This window comes from Kribbella sancticallisti, from assembly GCF_039530625.1.
GTDB classification, from domain to species: Bacteria; Actinomycetota; Actinomycetes; order Propionibacteriales; family Kribbellaceae; genus Kribbella; species Kribbella sancticallisti.
This window is the reverse complement of record NZ_BAAAOS010000017.1, coordinates 240,282-256,800: the sequence shown is the minus strand read 5'-3', so window position 1 is coordinate 256,800 and position 16,519 is coordinate 240,282. Positions and strand designations below refer to the sequence as shown.

Sequence of the window (16,519 nt, the reverse complement as noted above, 5' to 3'; positions counted from 1 at the left end):
GCGGTGTGGCGGGACCGAGGTGACAAAGGTCGACTTTGTCATGAGTTGTGAGGGGTCCTTCTCGTGCTTACAGTGGCGGTGCGATGTATCAACTCGATACATCAGGTCATGACAAAATGGGTCGAGGGAGGTGGGTCATGGGAAACCGCAGTGGTGTCCTGGAGCTCGCCGTACTCGGCCTGCTGCACGAAGCGCCGATGCACGGTTACGAGCTCCGCAAGCGCGTCAACGCCCAGTTCGGCTGGGGACGCGTGCTGTCGTTCGGGTCGCTCTACCCGTGCCTGAAGGCGATGCTCCGCAACGGACTGATCTCCGCCGACGCCGGTACTCCGGACGCCGGCCGGAGGCAGAAGATCGTCTACACGATCACGGCCGACGGCAAGGACCACTTCGCGAGCGCGATGCACGACGCCGGTCCGTCGGCGTGGGAGGACGACACGTTCGGCGTCCGGTTCTCGTTCTTCGGCCGTACCGATCCGGCCACCCGGTTGCGCATCCTCGAGGGCCGCAGGGCCCGGATGGAGGAGCGGCTGGCCAACTTCCGGGCCGCGATGAGCCGGACCGCGGAGCGGGTCGACGCGTACACCCTCGAGCTGCAACGGCACGGCCTGGAGTCGGCCGAGCGCGAGGTCCGCTGGCTGAACGAACTGATCGACGGCGAGCGACGCCAGCAGCGGCCCCCTGACCAGCAACAACCGCCTGCAACACCCCCCAACTAAGGAGTTCCAGATGACTTCGATCCGCGTAGCGATCGTCGGTGTCGGCAACTGCGCCAGCTCGCTCGTCCAGGGCGTGCACTACTACCGCGACGCGAAGCCCGACGAGCGCGTCCCCGGTCTGATGCACGTCCAGTTCGGCGACTACCACGTCCGCGACGTCGAGTTCGTCGCCGCGTTCGACGTGGACGGCAAGAAGGTCGGCCTCGACCTCGCCGACGCGATCGGCGCCAGCGAGAACAACACGATCAAGATCTGCGACGTGCCGCCGACCGGCGTCACCGTGCAGCGCGGCCACACGCTGGACGGTCTCGGCAAGTACTACCGCGAGACCATCACCGAGTCCGACGCGTCGCCGGTGGATGTCGTCGCCGCCCTGCGTGAGGCGCAGGTCGACGTACTCGTCTGCTACCTGCCGGTCGGTTCGGAGCAGGCCGCGAAGTTCTACGCGCAGTGCGCGATCGACGCGAAGGTCGCCTTCGTCAACGCGCTGCCGGTGTTCATCGCCGGCACCAAGGAGTGGGCGGACAAGTTCACCGCGGCCGGCGTGCCGATCGTCGGCGACGACATCAAGTCGCAGATCGGTGCCACCATCACCCACCGGGTGCTGGCCAAGCTGTTCGAGGACCGCGGCGTCACCGTCGACCGGACCTACCAGCTGAACGTCGGCGGCAACATGGACTTCAAGAACATGCTGGAGCGCGACCGGCTGGAGTCCAAGAAAATCAGCAAGACCCAGTCCGTCACCTCGCAACTGGTCGACGACATCGACCCGCGCAACGTGCACATCGGCCCGTCGGACTACGTGGCCTGGCTGGACGACCGCAAGTGGGCCTTCATCCGGCTCGAGGGCCGCAACTTCGGCGACGTCCCGCTGTCGCTGGAGTACAAGCTCGAGGTCTGGGACTCGCCGAACTCGGCCGGCATCATCATCGACGCCATCCGCGCCGTGAAGATCGCCAAGGACCGCGGCATCGGCGGCCCGATCCTGTCCGCCTCCTCGTACTTCATGAAGTCCCCGCCGGAGCAGTACGCCGACGACGTCTGCCGCGACCTGGTCGAAAAGTTCATCAAGGGCGAGATCGAGCGCTGATCCCAGCCCCACAAGCGCCAACAACGCGAAGCCCTCGCAGCCGGATGCTTCCGGCTGCGAGGGCTTCCGTTTCCCGACCGCCGGCCCCCGCCACCTCCACCCACCCGGCTACGGCCCTCGCGACCTCCCGCGCACTTGCTCGCGTCCCCAACCCCAGACCGCCAGACCCACCCCGCCGCCTCCACCCACCCGGTACGGCCCTCGCCACCTCCTGCGAGCTTGCTCGCGTGCCCAGCCCCAGACTCCATCCACTCGCCCACTCACCTCAAGCCGCACTAGGTTTTCCCCATGCAACTACACGTGGGCTGCGCAATGTGGACCCACGTCCCCTGGCAGCATCGCTTCCTCCCCCACCCTCTCCCACCCAAGGAACGCCTCCAGGCCTACGCATCCTGGTGCAACGCGGTCGAGGGCAACACCACCTTCTACGCAACCCCCGCCCGCACCACCGTGGAAATGTGGGCCGCCCAAGTAGACCCAACCTTCCGCTTCGTCCTGAAGCTCCCCAAGGTGATCACCCACGACCACCGCCTCAACAAAGCCGACGAAGAACTACGAACCTTCCTGACCGCGATGGAACCCCTCGGCCCCCGAGCCCACGCCCTCTGGATCCAACTCCCGGCCTCCTTCGCCCCGACCGATCTAGGCTCCTTAGCCGCCTTCCTTCACAAAGCCCCGTCCACCTTCAGGTACGCGGTCGAAGTACGACATCCCGCGTTCTTCGAAGAGGAACGATCAACCCGCCTGCTGGAGCAGGTCCTCGCCCGCGTAGGCGCCGAATGGGTCCCCTTCGACACACTGACCCTGTTCCAGACCCCCGCGACCAGCTACGTCGAGCGCGAGGCATGGATGAGCAAGCCGCGCCTCCCGCGACGAACCCGCGCGCTGACCCGGTACCCGATCGTCCGCTACATCGGCCGGGACGACCTCGACGTCACGATCAACGGCTGGCAATACCTGGCAGACCAAACCGCCGAGTGGCTCCGCGAAGGCCGCTCGCCCACGATCTTCCTGCACACCCCCGACAACGCCGAGTCGCTCGCCCTCGCCCGCCGCTTCCACAACGACGTCCGCACCCGCGTACCCGAGCTCGACCCCCTCCCCGAGCCGATCCCGGCAGAACCTCCAACCCTCTTCTGAGGGTTATCCACAGCTGGGAAATCCGCGGCCGATCAGCGGCTGAATCTCCCTATGTTCTCCGTCGAGACCAACTCTCGGGAGGACAGCCATGGACGACGAACGCACCACCCCAACCGGCGACCGCTATGACCGCACCCAGGAACTGATCGCCGATCTCCGCCGCCGCGCAGAAGACTGCGACGACCCACGCGAGAAGGCCAATCTCCAACGCTCCGCGGACTCCCTCGTCCGCCTGGCCGCGGCACTGCGCCCATGACCGCGGCTCCCACGTCGTTGGCCACGTTGCTCCAGAAGCACGCCCGAGCAGCCCTTCGGATCAGCCGCGCCGACCAGACCGCCTGGAATGGCAAGGTCGTCGAGGCCGGCGAGGGCATCCTCGGTCTGGCGCACTGGGACGGCACTCTGCATCTGGACCGCGACTGCATCCTCGACCCACTGCAGGAGATGTACGACCGCTCCGGCGAGCACCAGTCGGAAGCCGCCCTGATCCGCTACCGCGAGGCCCTGGTCACCCTGCTCCACGAACAGTCCCACTTCCTTGGACCGACGGGCTCGACCCAAGAGGCAGCCCGATCAGCCTTCAAACTCCTAGGCGGCCGCCACCTGGAAGAAGGCGTCGCAGAAGCCTGGGCTCACGACTCCCTGAACACCTACATCCACAAGCTCGGTATCGACAAAGTTGCCCCCGGCATCACCGAAACCCGCAGCCAACCCTCGTACGCCGCGTTCGTCCCGGCCGTCCGCCTGCTCACCGCCGACCTGGACCGTCAAGCCCAGTTGCCGCCCGGCGAATCCCTCCGCCTCCTCAACCGTCAAACCGCCGAGGGCCAGTGGAGCACCGTCGTCAACCTCATCTACCACTCAAGCCGCCTCTCCCAGCTCGTCCCACCCGACCAAGAGCCCGCCGCCCGCTTCCACCTCGAGGAGGCCCTCCGCACTTCCTTCCACGCCTTGGAAACCTACGAGCCCTTCCCCCGAGGCTTCGCGACCTCCCGCTCCCACGCCGCCGGCACGCGCCTCATCACCCTCCTCCACCAAGAACTAGCCACCGCCGAAAAGCACTACGACGCCCCCACCAGCCCAGCCCTCAACCACTCCCGCCAACGCCCCGCCACCACCTCCGCACAACCGAAGGCCGCCATCCACCACGCCCTCGCCGGCGTAGCCCCACCAACCCACCAGCCCTCGCCCCAGACCCCAAGCCCAAGCCCAAGCCCAAGCCCAAGCCCAGCAAGGGCTATCTCCAACTCCAGGTCACCGACCAGCGACCTGAGCCTCTAATCAGTTGCCATAGGCACTCGGGTCAGGCCCACATGAGTCCCGACAACTACGGTCCCAGTAGGCGGCGAGATCAGCGCGCCAACTCGACCGTGCCCGCACTCCCATCAATGGTGATCTCCTGCCCGTCCCGCACGGTCTTCATCACCGACGGAACACCAAGCACAGCAGGAATCCGACGCTCGCGGGCAACGATCGCCGCATGGGAAAGACGCCCACCCGTCTCCGTCACCACCCCGCCAATCATCCCGAACAACGGAGTCCACGATGGATCGGTATACCGGCACACCAAGATCTCCCCGACCCCGACTCGCCCGAAGTCCCCCGGCCCCTCCACCACGCGAGCCACACCCGACAAAACGCCCGCGCTCCCACCAACCCCCTGCAGCACCTTCGGCCCGGCCAACCCGGCCAACCCGTCGGCTTGCATGGTCGGCTGGTCCGCCTGTCCGATCGGCTGGTCCATCTGCCTGGTCGGCTGATCCGCCTGCCTGGTCGGCTGGTCCGTCTGTCTGGTCGGCTGATCCGCCTGCGGGGGAAGGCGAACTGGAGGTAGCGGTGCTGTGATGGGCCGGGCTTGGAGCAGCCAAAGGCCCGTGGAGTCCAGCGCGAACTCGATGTCCTGCGGGGCTCCGAGGCGAGCGACCACAGCACGGCCGAGTTCGTCCAACTCGTGGAGTTGGCGCTCTGTCAGGCAGAGGCGCTCACGGTGGTGAGGCGGGACCTCCGTGGTGATGGTGGTTGTGCCGTCGGCATCGCGGTCGATTCGGGTCTGCTTGGACCCGAGCTGGTGTTCCATCTGTCCGTCGTCGGACACGGTGAACAGGTCCGGTGTCACCAGCCCTTGAACGACGCTCTCACCGAGCCCCCAGGACGCTTCAACGACCGAATCACGCCCGCTGCTGAACAACACCCCCGCAACCTCGGCGTCGACCTGCCGCTGAACGATGACAGCCATCGCGGGACCCCGCTCAGTGCTCCGGTCGCCGTCGGTGCGGGATTGAGGCGCATGGTGGGTTTGGCGATAGGTGATGGCTCTATGGGTCCAGAGGGAGGACCAGCAGGCCTGGACTCGGTCGGCGACTGCGGCGAGGCCTTGGACTCCTAGGTAGGTGTCGTGTTGGCCTGCTGCGGACGCGTCGGCGGTGTCTTCGGTGGTAGCTGACGAACGGACTGCGACCGGTGCATCCCCCAGCTCGGTCAGCGCCTCGGCGAGCTCAGTGAGCAGCTCGGCTGGAAATGGTTGTGCCCGGACAAGCCGACGTACCTCGTCGCTGCCGTGGTCGGCAAGCACGCGGCTGCCGTGGTCGGCAAGCTCGGCACGGCCACGCTCGGCAAGCTCGGCGCTGCCACGCTCCGCAAGCTCGGCGCGGCCACGCTCGGCGAACTCGGCGCGGCCACGCTCCGCAAGCTCGGCGCGGCCGTGGTCGGCAAGGGCGCGGCCGTGGTCGGCGGGCGCGGCGCTGGCGTGTTCGGCGAGCACGTCGGAGAGTTCCAGGCTGGCGGTTGCCGCGACGTAGGCGTCCAGCGGGATGACGAACCCAGGTGGGACGGGAAAATCCGCCGCGGCGAGTTTGCCCAGGACGGCGGCCTTGGCGCCGGCGTTCTCCACCGTGGCGTGGGTGAGGCGAATCAACAACGTGTGGCTCCCGGCTCGACTTCAACAAAATGTTGACAACACTTTGTTGATGATGGACTGTTTTCGGGTGCGAGGCAATGACGGTGCTGCGGCGAGTGATCAAGATCGAGCTCAGCGGGAGCGGGAGGCTCGGGAGCGGCTGTTGGGCGCCGGGGCCGATCGGCTGGAGCAGCGGCCTTGGCAGCGAGGCGCGATGCCGCCGACGGCGGTTGACCTGATCCAGTTCTTCCTGTGGAGGTCGGGCTCTGCTGCCTTCGGTGAAGGGGCGAGCGATCAGGAGGTCGCGGACGCGGCGGTGGCGGCGTTGCAGTTGCTTCCGGCGGCGCGGGCTGAGATCGATCAACTGGAGACGGGGTTGCTGTTCGCGGCGCGCGGCCTGGGTCTCACCTGGGCTCAGATGGCGAACGCACTCGAGCTGAATTCACCCCAAGCCTGCCAGCAGCGTCTCGACCGCCTCACGGCGCGAGCCAGCAGGTCAACGACCGGTGCCGCACCGGTCGGCCGGAGCGCGTCAGAAGGGCAGAGCGCGCCAGGCGGGCGGAGCATGTCAGAGGGGCGGAGCGCGGTGGATGGGCGGAGCCCGGTGGATGGGCGGAGCCCGGTGGATGGGCGGAGCGCGGTGGATGGGCGGAGCGCGGTCGACGGCTGGGTTGGGGCGGATGGGCAGGTGAAGTGATGGGGAATGGGTCGGAGCCTGGGTTGCTGGTGTTGCATGCGGTGCGGTTGGGAGGGGTGGCTGAGGATCGGGCGGTGGCGGGGCGGTTCGGGCTGGATGAGGCGGCGACAGCCGACTTGCTGCTCGACTTTCAGGCCTACGGGTGGATCACGAAGAGCATGTTCGCTGGGACGGGTGGCTGGTCACTGACCGACGCCGGGCGGGCGGAGAACGAACGGCAGCTTGCACGGGAGATCGAGCAGACAGGCGGCCGCGAAGTGGTTCACGCGACTTACCAGGAGTTTCTTCCGCTCAATGGGCGCCTCCAGCAAGCCTGTACGGATTGGCAGATCCGGCCGACCACGGCGGACGCGCTGGCGTTCAACGATCACAGCGACTCAGCCTGGGACAGTCGTGTCGTCGAGGAACTGAGCGCCCTCGCCCAAGCACTCAAGCCGGTGCAGGATCAGCTCGACAGTGTTCTCGAGCGCTTCCGCGACTACGACACGAGGTTCGTTGCCGCGCTCGACCGCGTGCTGGCAGGTGATCTCAGTTGGGTTGACCGAACCGGTGCTGACTCCTGCCACACAGTCTGGTTCGAACTCCACGAGGATCTCATCGCAACCTTGGGCCTTCCTCGCGGCCGGTGAGGGCGGTCTACGCCGAGGTCACCCGGCGGCTGCGCGAGTGCGACCTGATCGTCGTCGTCAGGCCGTCAGGCCGTCAGGCCGTCAGGCCGTCAGGCCGTCAGGCCGTCAGGCCGTCAGGGCGATAAGGGCCGAGCCTGCGGTTGGTCAGCCCGCCAGAGGATGACCAACCGCAGGGGTATCAGGACGGGTTCACGGCCAGGGTGTAGGCGCCGCGGCTCCCGTAGGTGGAGTAGCCGGTGTTGAGGGGGTCTCCGTAGCCGACGTTGTCGACGCGGAGGTAGTACGTGCCGGGCTGAAGGTTGCTGCTGACGCTGGCGCCCAGGCCGGTCGGGGTACCTGCGTTGGTTTGGCCGGAGGCTGGGTCGGCTGAGGTGACGACCGCGCCGGCGGAGTTGAGCAGGTCGAGTTTGATGTCGAGGTTGCCGCCGAAAGCGGCCGAGCCGGCCGTTGCCGTGTAGCTCCCTGCTACTGCGACGTCGACCCGGTACACGTCGGTGTCGGACTCGGCGGCGATGATGCCGTTCGCGGTGGCGCCGACTGCGAGAGCTACCGCGGCAGCTGTGGTGTCACCTGCCTCGTCGGCGCGCAGTGCCAGGCCGTGGGAGCTGATGACCGAGTAGTCGTCCTCAGAGTTGTTGGCGCCGGAGTACTCACCCTTGCTCCACTGGCTGATTCCGCGGTAGTAGCCGACGCCCATGATCGGCGCCCAGGCTCCGTGACCCTGGTAGTAGCCGACTGACGAGGTGCCGTCGTGGCCGAGGCCGACGTTGTGCCCTGCCTCGTGGGAGGCGGCTTCGGCGAGGTTCTTCGCGCCGGTGCCGACACCGCGGGTGAAGACCAGCGCAGGCTGGTAATAGTCGTGCTGGCCGGCGTTGTCGTAGACGCCGATGTAGGCGACACCACCGCAGCCACAACCCGACTGGTACCAGGTGTCGGGATCGATGAGCACTCGCGTGCCGTACTGCTGGTCCGAAGTACTGGTTCGGTTGATCGCGTCCTGTGGCGGCTCCTGCGTCGTCACGTCGACGTCGAAGGCGGCGTAATCCTCCGCGACCCGCGCCCACACTTCGCGTACTACGTCCTGCTCGGCGGTCCCGAAGCTCGCCGGATTCCCATCGGTGTCGTACCGCGAGACGTTGACCGGGTCGATCCCCTTGTCCGCGTTCCACGCCGTACCGGTGATGCTGTGACCGTCGAAGTCCAAGTAGATCACCTGGTTCGCGCCCGGCCTGCTGTGCAGCTCGAAGGCCGGACCCTCGGCCGCGGCGACCGCCTCGGTGGCCCAGCGGGGTGACACCTCGGGGACCATCTGCGCATCGGTCAGACCTGGTTCCTTGTAGAACAGCCTGCCGTCAGAGTCGAGCCAGCTGGTCTTGTCGGTGGCAAGCGTGTCGCGCAACTTCTGCTCGGACAGACCATTGCGCTGGGCAACCTCCGCGAGCCGGGCCTGAACCTTGCCGAGCGCGGCGGTGCCGGGAGTAGGTCTGCCGATCAGTTGGTCGAGCGGTGTCGGTTGTGCGTCAGCCTGAGTGCCGGCGGCAACCGCCAGCGCTCCGAAGACGACGGCACCTGCACTGACCAGTGCGGCGGTGCGGCGGAACCTGCTCATTCGGAATCCTCCTCAAGGATTCCCCCCGTTTCTCTGTCCCCCCGTGGACAGAGCCGGGACATGTGGACGGGCCGAGCGCCCACATGTCCCGGCGACAACTCGTGCTAGCCGGCGGTGACGCGGACGGAGTACCCGCCGCGGCTGCCGTAGGTCGAGTAGCCGGTGTTCAGCGGGTTGCCGTAGCCGGTGTTCTCGATCCGAAGGTAGTACCGCCCGGCGGTGACCTGACGGCTGATGCTCGCGCTCAGGCCGGTCGGCGTAGCGGAGTTGGTCTGGCCGGAGGCCGGGTCCGCGGTGGCGACGACGGTGCCGGCCGAGTTCAGCAACTGGAGCCTGATGTCCAGGTTGCCGCCGGAGGCCGCCGCGTTGGCCGCGAAGTTGAAGGTGCCGGCGGCCAGGTCGATCCGGAACGTGTCGATGTCCGAGTCGTTGGCGTAGACGCCGTTGACGGTCCCGCCCAGGGTGAGCGCGGTCGCGTCAGCGGTGCCGTTGCCGTGGTCGTCGCCGCGCAGGGCCAGACCGTTGGAGCCGACCACCGCGAAGTCGTCCTCCTTGTTGTTGGCGTTCGAGTACTCGCCCTTGCTCCACTGGCTGATCGCCTTGGAGTAACCGACACCCATGATCGGCGCCCAGGCTCCGTGACCCTGGTAGTAGCCGACCGACGAGGTGCCGTCGTGGTTGAGCCCGACGTTGTGGCCGGCCTCGTGCGAAGCGGCCTCGGCGATGTTCTTCGCGCCGGTGCCGACGCCCTTCGTGAAGACCAGGGCAGGCTGGTAGTACGCGTGCCGGCTGGTGTTGTCGTACACGCCGACGTACGCGACGCCGCCGCAACCACAGCCGGACTGGTACCAGCTGGTCGGGTCGATCACGACGCGCGTGCCGTACTGCAGGTCCGACGAGCCCGACCGGGTGATGGCCGACTCGGGCGGAGCCTGGGTGGTCACATCGACGTCGAACGGCGCGTAGTCCTCGGCGACCCTGGCCCACACGTCCCGTACGACGTTCTGCTCGGTGGTGCTCCAGGTGGAGGTGTTGCCGTCGGTGTCGTACGGCGTGACGTTCACGGTGGCGGGCTTGCCGTTGGTGTTCCAGGCGGTGCCGCTGATCGTGTGGCCGTCGAAGTCCAGGTAGATCACCCGGTTCGAGCCGGGCTTGCTGTGCAACTCGAACGCCGGGCCGGTGGCGGCGGCGACGGCGCTCCGGGCCCAGGCCGGCGACGCGGTCGCGGACCGCTGCTCCTTCGCGCTGGCGACCGGCTCGGCGTAGAAGAGCTTGCCGTCCTTGTCGAGCCAACTTGTCTTGTCACTGGCCAGGATCCGCTGCAACTGCTGCTCGGCGATGCCGTTGCGCTCAGCCAGTTCGGCGAGTCTCGGCTGGAGCTTGCCGAGCGCGGCCTTACCCTGGATCGGCTGGCCGAGTAGTTGGTCCAACGGGGCCGGGGACGGACCCTGTTTCGCGTCTGCCTGGTTGCCGGCCACCACGGCCAGCGCACCGAACAGAACGGCACCGGCGCCTACGAGCGCACCGGTTCGGCGGAACCTGCTCTGCATCTGGGGCCCTCCTCAGGGGACTCCACGGCGTCGCCAGGCGTCTGGGGGGACTGGCCGGGGCGAGCCGTTGCCTCACTTGACGTGCGCGTGCGCGCACTTTGCGTACATTGCCGCATCGGTTGCCTGCCTGTATACGTTTTTCCGCGGAATTTACCTACACCAGAGGCTCCGTCCACCTGGGACCGACTGGTTGACAGGGCAACAGCCGGGTGTGATTCAGCTCACAGATCGAGAATTGTCGAGTTCGGCGGAAGCCGGCCGACGCCTGGTCAAAAGCAACCGAATCCATCAGGGAGATCCACCATGAAGCTCACCTTGCACACCTTCCTCAGCATCGACGGCGTCATGCAGGGTCCGGGTGGGCCCTCCGAGGACCGCAGCGGCGGGTTCGACCGTGGCGGCTGGCTGGTGCCGTACTCCGACGAGGGCATGGGCGAGATCGTCACCGGCTGGTTCGAGAAGGCGGACGCGATCCTGCTCGGGCGGACGACCTACACGATGATGCAGGAGTTCTGGTCGCAGGTCACCGATCCGGAGAACCCGGTCGCGACGGCGCTCAACAACCTGCCGAAGTACGTCGCCACGTCGACGCCGCTGGAGCCGGGGTGGAACAACAGCACCGCTCTTACTGACGACGCGATCGCGCAGATCCGCGAACTGAAGGCCAAGCCCGGCGATGGCGAACTGCAGGTGCACGGCTCCTGCGGACTGGCCCGCTCGCTGCACGAGGCCGGCCTGATCGACGAGTACCGGCTGCTGACCTTCCCGGTCGTCGTCGGCACCGGCAAGCGGCTCTTCACCGACGGCGCGCCGGCCTCGGGCTTCGAGGTGGTGGACAGCCGGATCACACGCACCGGTACTACGTACGTCGCGCTCGCGCCGACGCCGTTCCGGGCCGGTGACATCGAGGTCGAGGACGGAAAGGAGAAGGAGATCCGCTGAGGGTCCTACAGGAGGAGGACCTGGCGGATTGACGCGCCGGAGGCGAGGGTGTCGAACGCCTCGTTCAGGTGGTCGAGGGGCACGGTGGCGGTGAGTAGGCGGTCTACTGGGAGGCGGCCTGCTTGGTAGAGGGCGATGTAGCGCGGGATGTCTCGGGTGGGGATGGCTGAGCCTAGGTACGAGCCTTTGAGGGTGCGTTCCTCAGCCACCAAGGACACCGCGGGGATGGACAGCGTCTGGGAGGGATGCGGCAGGCCGACCGTCACCGTGGTTCCGCCGCGGCGGGTGGCGGCATAGGCCTGGCCCAGGACGGATGCGCTGCCGACGGTTTCGAAGGCGTAGTGGGCACCACCGCCGGTCGCCTCCCGTACCTGCTCGGCGACATCGTTGCTCCGGGCATCGATTGCGTGGGTGGCGCCGAGCTCGAGGGCGAGCGCAAGCTTCTCCGGTACGACGTCAACCGCCACCAGCGGATGTGCTCCCACGAGCACTGCCCCGAGTAGTGCCGACAGCCCGACACCGCCGAGTCCGAAGACGACCGCGCTCTGGCCCGCCCGCACCCGAGCCGTGTTCACCACAGCCCCGACTCCCGTCATCACCGCACAGCCGAAGAGCGCTGCGATCTCCGGCGGCAACTCCGGGTCGACCTTCACCGCCGACCGGGCCGACACCACCGCGTGGTCGGCGAACCCGGACACACCCAGGTGGTGGTTCACTCCAGCCAGCCGACGTTCTCCGGAGAGCAAGGTGCCGGCAACGTTGGCTGCTGCGCCTGGTTCACACAGGGCCGCGCGCCCTTCCGCACAAGGGCCGCAGGCGCCGCAGGCCGGGACGAAGGCGAAGCAGACCGAGTCCCCCACAGCGAACCCCGCCGCCTCCGACTGGAGAACCTCGCCGGTCGCCTCGTGCCCGAGCAGCATCGGCATCACCCGCGGCCGGGACCCGTCGATCACGGACAGATCCGAGTGGCACAACCCGGCCGCGCGAATCCGGACCAGCAGCTCCCCCGGGCCCGGCGGCGCCAGTTCGACCTCCTCGATCCGCAGCGGCCGCGATTCGGAGTACGGGCTGGGCAGGCCCATCTCCCGCAGTACTGCTCCTCGCACGATCATCCGGCGATTCCTTCCAGGGCGGCGCGGACGGAGTCGGGCAGAGCGACCGGGCGGCGGTTCTCCCGATCCACGAAGACGTGCACGAAACGGCCCGTCGCGGCGGGCTCGTCCGAACCCGAGCGGAACAGGCCAATCTCGTAGTGCACGCTGGAGTTGCCGAGCTTCGACACGCGCAGTCCGGCATCCACCGTCTCCGGAAACGCCAGCGACTGCTTGAAGGTGCAGGCCGACTCGACGCAGAGCCCGATCACCTCACCACGATGGATGTCGAGTTTCCCGGCCCGGATCAGGAACTCGTTGATCACCGTGTCGAAGAAGCTGTAGTACTCGACGTTGTTCACATGCCCGTAGACGTCGTTGTCCTTCCAGCGCGTGGTGATCGCCAGGAAGTGCGCGTAGGAGCTCCGATCCATCGCCCCACCATAAGCGGCGGCACCTGATCCGAGGGGCCGGTCGCGCGCCCTGCGCTTAGTCCTGCCAGAGGCCGATGCGGTTGCCGTCCGGGTCCAGGAAGATGGTCATCCGGCCGAGGCCGGGGACTTCCCAGGGAGGGACGGCCGTCTTGGCGCCTAGCTGCTCGGCGCGAGCCAAGGACTCCTCGAGGTCAGAGACAGAGAAGTAGGTCACAATGCCGGCCGGGTGAGCGGGGTCCTGCTGGCCGATGCCGCCGGGGAGGGCGTCCGGGTCCGGGTCGATCAGGGCATAGTTCAAGGCCTCGATGAGCTGCAGGCGCCAGCCGAAGAGCTGGGCGTAGAAGGCACGCGTCACAGCCGCGTCCTTGGCGGTGATGTCGATCCAAGCGGGGTACTTGTTCTCCATGTCCGGTACGTCGGAGCCACTGCGGCTTGCTCGACAACCCACCGGCTACCCACCGGCAACCCGCCGACAACCTACGGTCGCGTAACTTACGGTGCCGTAGGGTGGAGTGGACCGCCGACGAAGGAGATCCTGGTGAACGACAAGCTGGTGACGAACCTGCTGCACGAGCTGGAACCCGTCGTCGAGGAGAATCTCGAGCGGCACCTGGCCATCACCAAGAACTGGAACCCGCACGACTACGTCCCCTGGAGCGAGGGCCGCGACTTCGCCTTCCTCGGCGGCGAGGACTGGTCGCCGGAGCAGTCCCGGCTGGACCCGGTCGCCAAGATCGCGATGATCACCAACCTGCTGACCGAGGACAACCTGCCCTCGTACCACCGGGAGATCGCCACCCAGTTCGGCCTCGACGGCCCGTGGGGCACCTGGGTCGGCCGCTGGACCGCGGAGGAAGGCCGGCACGGGATCGCGCTGCGCGACTACCTGGTGGTCACCCGCGGCGTCGACCCGGTCGAGCTGGAGGTCGCGCGGATGGCGCACATGACCGCCGGCCACGTCGTCGAGAAGAACATGCTGGAGGCGATCGCGTACGTCAGCTTCCAGGAGTTGGCCACCCGCGTCTCGCACCGCAACACCGGCAAGGCCACCGGCTGCCCGATCGCGGACCAGTTGCTGGCCCGGATCGCCACCGACGAGAACCTGCACATGATCTTCTACCGGAACCTGGTCTCGGCCGCGTTCGAGTCGGCGCCGAACGAGACGATGCGGGCGGTCGTCAACGAGGTCCGCGACTTCTCGATGCCGGGCGCCACGATGGAGGGGTTCGCCCGGAACTCGGTGACGATCGCGAAGGCCGGCATCTACGACCTGCGGCTGCACCACGACGAGGTGGTCGCGCCGATCCTGCGGAAGTGGAAGGTCTTCGAGCGCGAGGACCTGAGCGGCGACGGCGCCAAGGCGCGCGACGAGTTGGGCGAGTTCATGGAAGCGCTGGACGCCCAGGCGACCCGCTTCGTCGAGCAGCGAGCCCGCCTCCGCGAACGTCAGGCCGCCCGCGCCTCCAGTTGATCGGTAATCAGCCTGGTAGATGTGAGGTGCCGTAGCGGTGGGCCGATGCGTTTTGTTGAGCTAGGCGACGGAGGGCCAGCAGGACCGGGCCGCCCAGGGCTGTTAAGAGCACGGTGGCTTCGACCGTTCGCTGGCGGTCGTCCGTCGGCAGGTGGCTGACCTCTGCGTCGGCGATCTCGGTAGCGGCCGAGGCATAGGTTTCCAAGAGCTCGTCGTCCAGGTGGTAGCCAACCTTCTCCAGGGCGTCGAGTGCGGCCGCCAGCAAGAGACGGTCCCGGGACTCGGAGTAGACCAGCCAGCTGCGATCGGCCACGAGGTCGTCGACGCGCAGCCGGGACTCCGGAGTCGCCACCAGATCGTCCGGGATCAGCGCGCCGTGCGCCGCGCCGAGCACCTCGTGCAACTCCCGGGACTCCTCGTCCACCTCCGCGAGCACCCCCCGAACGCGCGCCAGCGACAAACCACCCGACTCCACCAGCGCCCGTATCAGCCGCAGCCGGCGGACGTGCGCTTCGTCGTACCGCGATCTGGTGGCGCCGACCGCTTCACCCGGCGGCAGCAGGCCCTCGCGCAGGTAGTACTTGATCGTCGCGACCGGTACGTCGGTCCGGCGCGACAACTCAGCGATCCACATCCACGATCCTCCTCTTGACTTTTAGAGAGTATCACTCTCCAATATTAGGGAGTCGTACTATCCAACCGAGGGGACGAGCCATGATCGAGGGACGGCAGACAGCGGCGTACGACGGGGAGTTGGTGGTCTTCCTGATCGGGATGCGGGTCAACAAACTCCGCGCCTGGCGGCAGTGGCTGCCGGTCTCGAAGGCGATGGGTCCGATGCTGCGCGAACTGATGGGAGATCCAGACAGCGGTCTGCTCAGTTTCCGAACGTTCCCTGGGCTTCGCAGCGTGACGATGATCCAGTACTGGGAATCCACCGAGAAGCTCCAAGCCTTCGCCAACGACGCGCAGCGCACGCATCGGCCGGCCTGGACCGAGTTCTACCAGCTGGCCTACAAGAGCAACGCGGTCGGCATCTGGCACGAGACCTACGTGGTCCCGGCCGGCCACACCGAGACGATCTACGGCAACATGCCACTCCTCGGACTCGGCAAGGTCGCCGGCGTAGTACCGGTGAACTCGCGCGGCCGCACTGCCGCCGAAAGGCTCGCCACGAAGTAGTGGTTACAGTGCAGGCGTGCAGTTCATCCGGGATCTCGGCAGGCTGCTCAGGCGTGGAGATTTCCGGCGGCTGTTCGCCGTCCGGTTGACGTCGCAGTTCGGCGACGGGGTGTTCCAGGTCGCGCTCGCGGCGTACGTGCTGTTCTCGCCCGAGCGGGCGCCGGATGCCGCCGCCATCGCGGGACTGTTCGCCGTCGCGCTGCTCCCGTACTCCGTGCTTGGTCCGTTCACCGGCGTGCTCCTCGACCGCTGGTCGCGGCGGCAGATCCTCTTCGGCGCCAACCTGACCCGGGCCGCGCTGGTCCTCGTCGTCGCCGCGATCGTTGCCATCGGCAACGCCGGGCTGCCGTTCTACCTGGCCGTGCTGCTCACCCTCGGAGTGAACCGCTTCCTGCTGTCCGGGCTTTCCGCCGGCCTGCCGCACGTCGTCGACCGCGACGAACTGGTGATGGCGAACGCGGTCACCCCGACCTCGGGCACCGCCTCGTTCCTGGTCGGCGGTGGTGTCGGCGCCGGGGTCAAACTGATCAGCGACTCCGATCTGGCCGTCCTCGGTACGACGTCCGTCGTCTACGTGGCGGCGGCGCTGCTCGCCCTGAGGCTCGGCCGGTACCAACTCGGCCCCGACCTGACCGGCGAGCGGCCGGGTGTCGTCGAGGCGATCCGCGGGATCGTGGCCGGGCTGATCGACGGCGGCCGGCACCTCAAGGAGCGGCGCCAGCCGGCGCTCGGGCTGGCCGCGATCGGCTCGCTCCGGTTCTTCTTCGGCCTGGTCACCGTCGCGATGATCCTGCTCTACCGGAACAAGTTCTACGGACCGGACCAACTCGACCAAGCCTTCGGGGCACTCGCGCTGGCGACCGGAGCGGTCGGCGCCGGCCTGTTCCTCGCCGCCCTGGTGACACCGTGGGCGACGCGAGTGCTCACGCTCAGACGATGGATCACCGTCCTCTTCGTCGCGGCCGGCGTCGTCACCGCGATCCCCGGCGGTCTCTACACCCAGCCCGCGATCCTGGTCGCCGGCTTCCTCACCGGCTTCTGCGCGCAGGGCGTGAAGATCAGCGTCGAC

At 67.6% G+C, this 16,519-nt stretch carries 18 protein-coding genes; 11 read left to right on the top strand and 7 right to left on the bottom strand.

What is annotated here, in order from left to right:
* Positions 1–137 precede the first annotated feature (137 nt).
* From ABD255_RS08895 to ABD255_RS08875, 5 genes are all read left to right on the top strand, one after another.
* Positions 138–719, top strand: a complete 582-nt coding sequence (locus tag ABD255_RS08895) for a PadR family transcriptional regulator (RefSeq protein ID WP_344211757.1) — start codon at positions 138–140, stop codon at positions 717–719.
* Between the two features lie 10 nt (positions 720–729).
* Complete coding sequence (locus ABD255_RS08890) at positions 730–1,809, top strand: inositol-3-phosphate synthase (protein ID WP_344211755.1); 1,080 nt, start codon at positions 730–732, stop codon at positions 1,807–1,809.
* A 288-nt stretch (positions 1,810–2,097) separates the two neighbouring features.
* Positions 2,098–2,949 carry a DUF72 domain-containing protein gene (locus ABD255_RS08885; RefSeq protein WP_344211753.1) on the top strand — a complete coding sequence of 284 codons (852 nt, stop codon included), beginning with the start codon at positions 2,098–2,100 and terminating at the stop codon, positions 2,947–2,949.
* Between the two features lie 88 nt (positions 2,950–3,037).
* A complete protein-coding gene (locus ABD255_RS08880) occupies positions 3,038–3,205 on the top strand; it encodes a hypothetical protein (RefSeq protein WP_344211751.1) in 168 nt (55 codons plus the stop codon).
* Entirely contained in the window at positions 3,202–4,230 is a 1,029-nt protein-coding gene (locus tag ABD255_RS08875; protein ID WP_344211749.1) for a hypothetical protein, read from the top strand. The genes ABD255_RS08880 and ABD255_RS08875 overlap by 4 nt, the downstream gene beginning before the upstream one ends.
* Positions 4,231–4,300: 70 nt before the next feature.
* Here the strand turns inward: ABD255_RS08875 and ABD255_RS08870 are convergent, their stop codons facing one another.
* Entirely contained in the window at positions 4,301–5,866 is a 1,566-nt protein-coding gene (locus ABD255_RS08870) for a PEP/pyruvate-binding domain-containing protein (protein ID WP_344211747.1), read from the bottom strand.
* Positions 5,867–6,008: 142 nt separating this feature from the next.
* Between ABD255_RS08870 and ABD255_RS08865 the strand changes: the two genes are divergently transcribed.
* The gene (locus ABD255_RS08865; RefSeq protein WP_344211745.1) at positions 6,009–6,542 is read left to right on the top strand and encodes a hypothetical protein; all 534 of its coding nucleotides are present in this window, start codon (positions 6,009–6,011) and stop codon (positions 6,540–6,542) included.
* A gap of 29 nt (positions 6,543–6,571) precedes the next feature.
* Positions 6,572–7,171: a transcriptional regulator gene (locus ABD255_RS08860; RefSeq protein WP_344212336.1), complete on the top strand. Its 600-nt coding sequence runs from the start codon at positions 6,572–6,574 to the stop codon at positions 7,169–7,171.
* Positions 7,172–7,349: 178 nt separating this feature from the next.
* Here the strand turns inward: ABD255_RS08860 and ABD255_RS08855 are convergent, their stop codons facing one another.
* Together ABD255_RS08855 and ABD255_RS08850 are read right to left on the bottom strand one after the other, a co-directional pair.
* Positions 7,350–8,780 carry a PPC domain-containing protein gene (locus ABD255_RS08855; protein WP_344211743.1) on the bottom strand — a complete coding sequence of 477 codons (1,431 nt, stop codon included), beginning with the start codon at positions 8,778–8,780 and terminating at the stop codon, positions 7,350–7,352.
* A gap of 104 nt (positions 8,781–8,884) precedes the next feature.
* Complete coding sequence (locus ABD255_RS08850) at positions 8,885–10,330, bottom strand: M12 family metallo-peptidase (RefSeq protein WP_344211741.1); 1,446 nt, start codon at positions 10,328–10,330, stop codon at positions 8,885–8,887.
* A 303-nt stretch (positions 10,331–10,633) separates the two neighbouring features.
* Between ABD255_RS08850 and ABD255_RS08845 the strand changes: the two genes are divergently transcribed.
* On the top strand, positions 10,634–11,272 hold the full coding sequence (locus ABD255_RS08845; protein WP_344211739.1) for a dihydrofolate reductase family protein: 639 nt from the start codon (positions 10,634–10,636) through the stop codon (positions 11,270–11,272).
* Positions 11,273–11,277: 5 nt separating this feature from the next.
* On the opposite strand, the gene ABD255_RS08840 is transcribed toward ABD255_RS08845, so the two are convergent.
* From ABD255_RS08840 to ABD255_RS08830, 3 genes are read right to left on the bottom strand one after another with little or no spacing between them, the layout of a single operon-like run.
* On the bottom strand, positions 11,278–12,384 hold the full coding sequence (locus ABD255_RS08840; RefSeq protein WP_344211737.1) for a zinc-dependent alcohol dehydrogenase family protein: 1,107 nt from the start codon (positions 12,382–12,384) through the stop codon (positions 11,278–11,280).
* Positions 12,381–12,797, bottom strand: a complete 417-nt coding sequence (locus tag ABD255_RS08835) for an acyl-CoA thioesterase (protein WP_344211735.1) — start codon at positions 12,795–12,797, stop codon at positions 12,381–12,383. The genes ABD255_RS08840 and ABD255_RS08835 overlap by 4 nt, the downstream gene beginning before the upstream one ends.
* A 55-nt stretch (positions 12,798–12,852) precedes the next feature.
* Positions 12,853–13,203, bottom strand: a complete 351-nt coding sequence (locus ABD255_RS08830; RefSeq protein ID WP_344211733.1) for a VOC family protein — start codon at positions 13,201–13,203, stop codon at positions 12,853–12,855.
* Between the two features lie 132 nt (positions 13,204–13,335).
* Between ABD255_RS08830 and ABD255_RS08825 the strand changes: the two genes are divergently transcribed.
* Positions 13,336–14,268, top strand: coding sequence for an acyl-ACP desaturase (locus tag ABD255_RS08825; protein ID WP_344211731.1), 933 nt, complete (start codon positions 13,336–13,338; stop codon positions 14,266–14,268).
* 7 nt (positions 14,269–14,275) lie between these two features.
* On the opposite strand, the gene ABD255_RS08820 is transcribed toward ABD255_RS08825, so the two are convergent.
* Positions 14,276–14,902: a MerR family transcriptional regulator gene (locus ABD255_RS08820; protein ID WP_344211729.1), complete on the bottom strand. Its 627-nt coding sequence runs from the start codon at positions 14,900–14,902 to the stop codon at positions 14,276–14,278.
* A gap of 80 nt (positions 14,903–14,982) precedes the next feature.
* Between ABD255_RS08820 and ABD255_RS08815 the strand changes: the two genes are divergently transcribed.
* Positions 14,983–15,450 carry a DUF4188 domain-containing protein gene (locus ABD255_RS08815; RefSeq protein ID WP_344211727.1) on the top strand — a complete coding sequence of 156 codons (468 nt, stop codon included), beginning with the start codon at positions 14,983–14,985 and terminating at the stop codon, positions 15,448–15,450.
* A gap of 16 nt (positions 15,451–15,466) precedes the next feature.
* Positions 15,467–16,519 (top strand): MFS transporter (locus ABD255_RS08810; protein WP_344211725.1); only part of this gene is annotated, 1,053 nt, incomplete at its 3' end.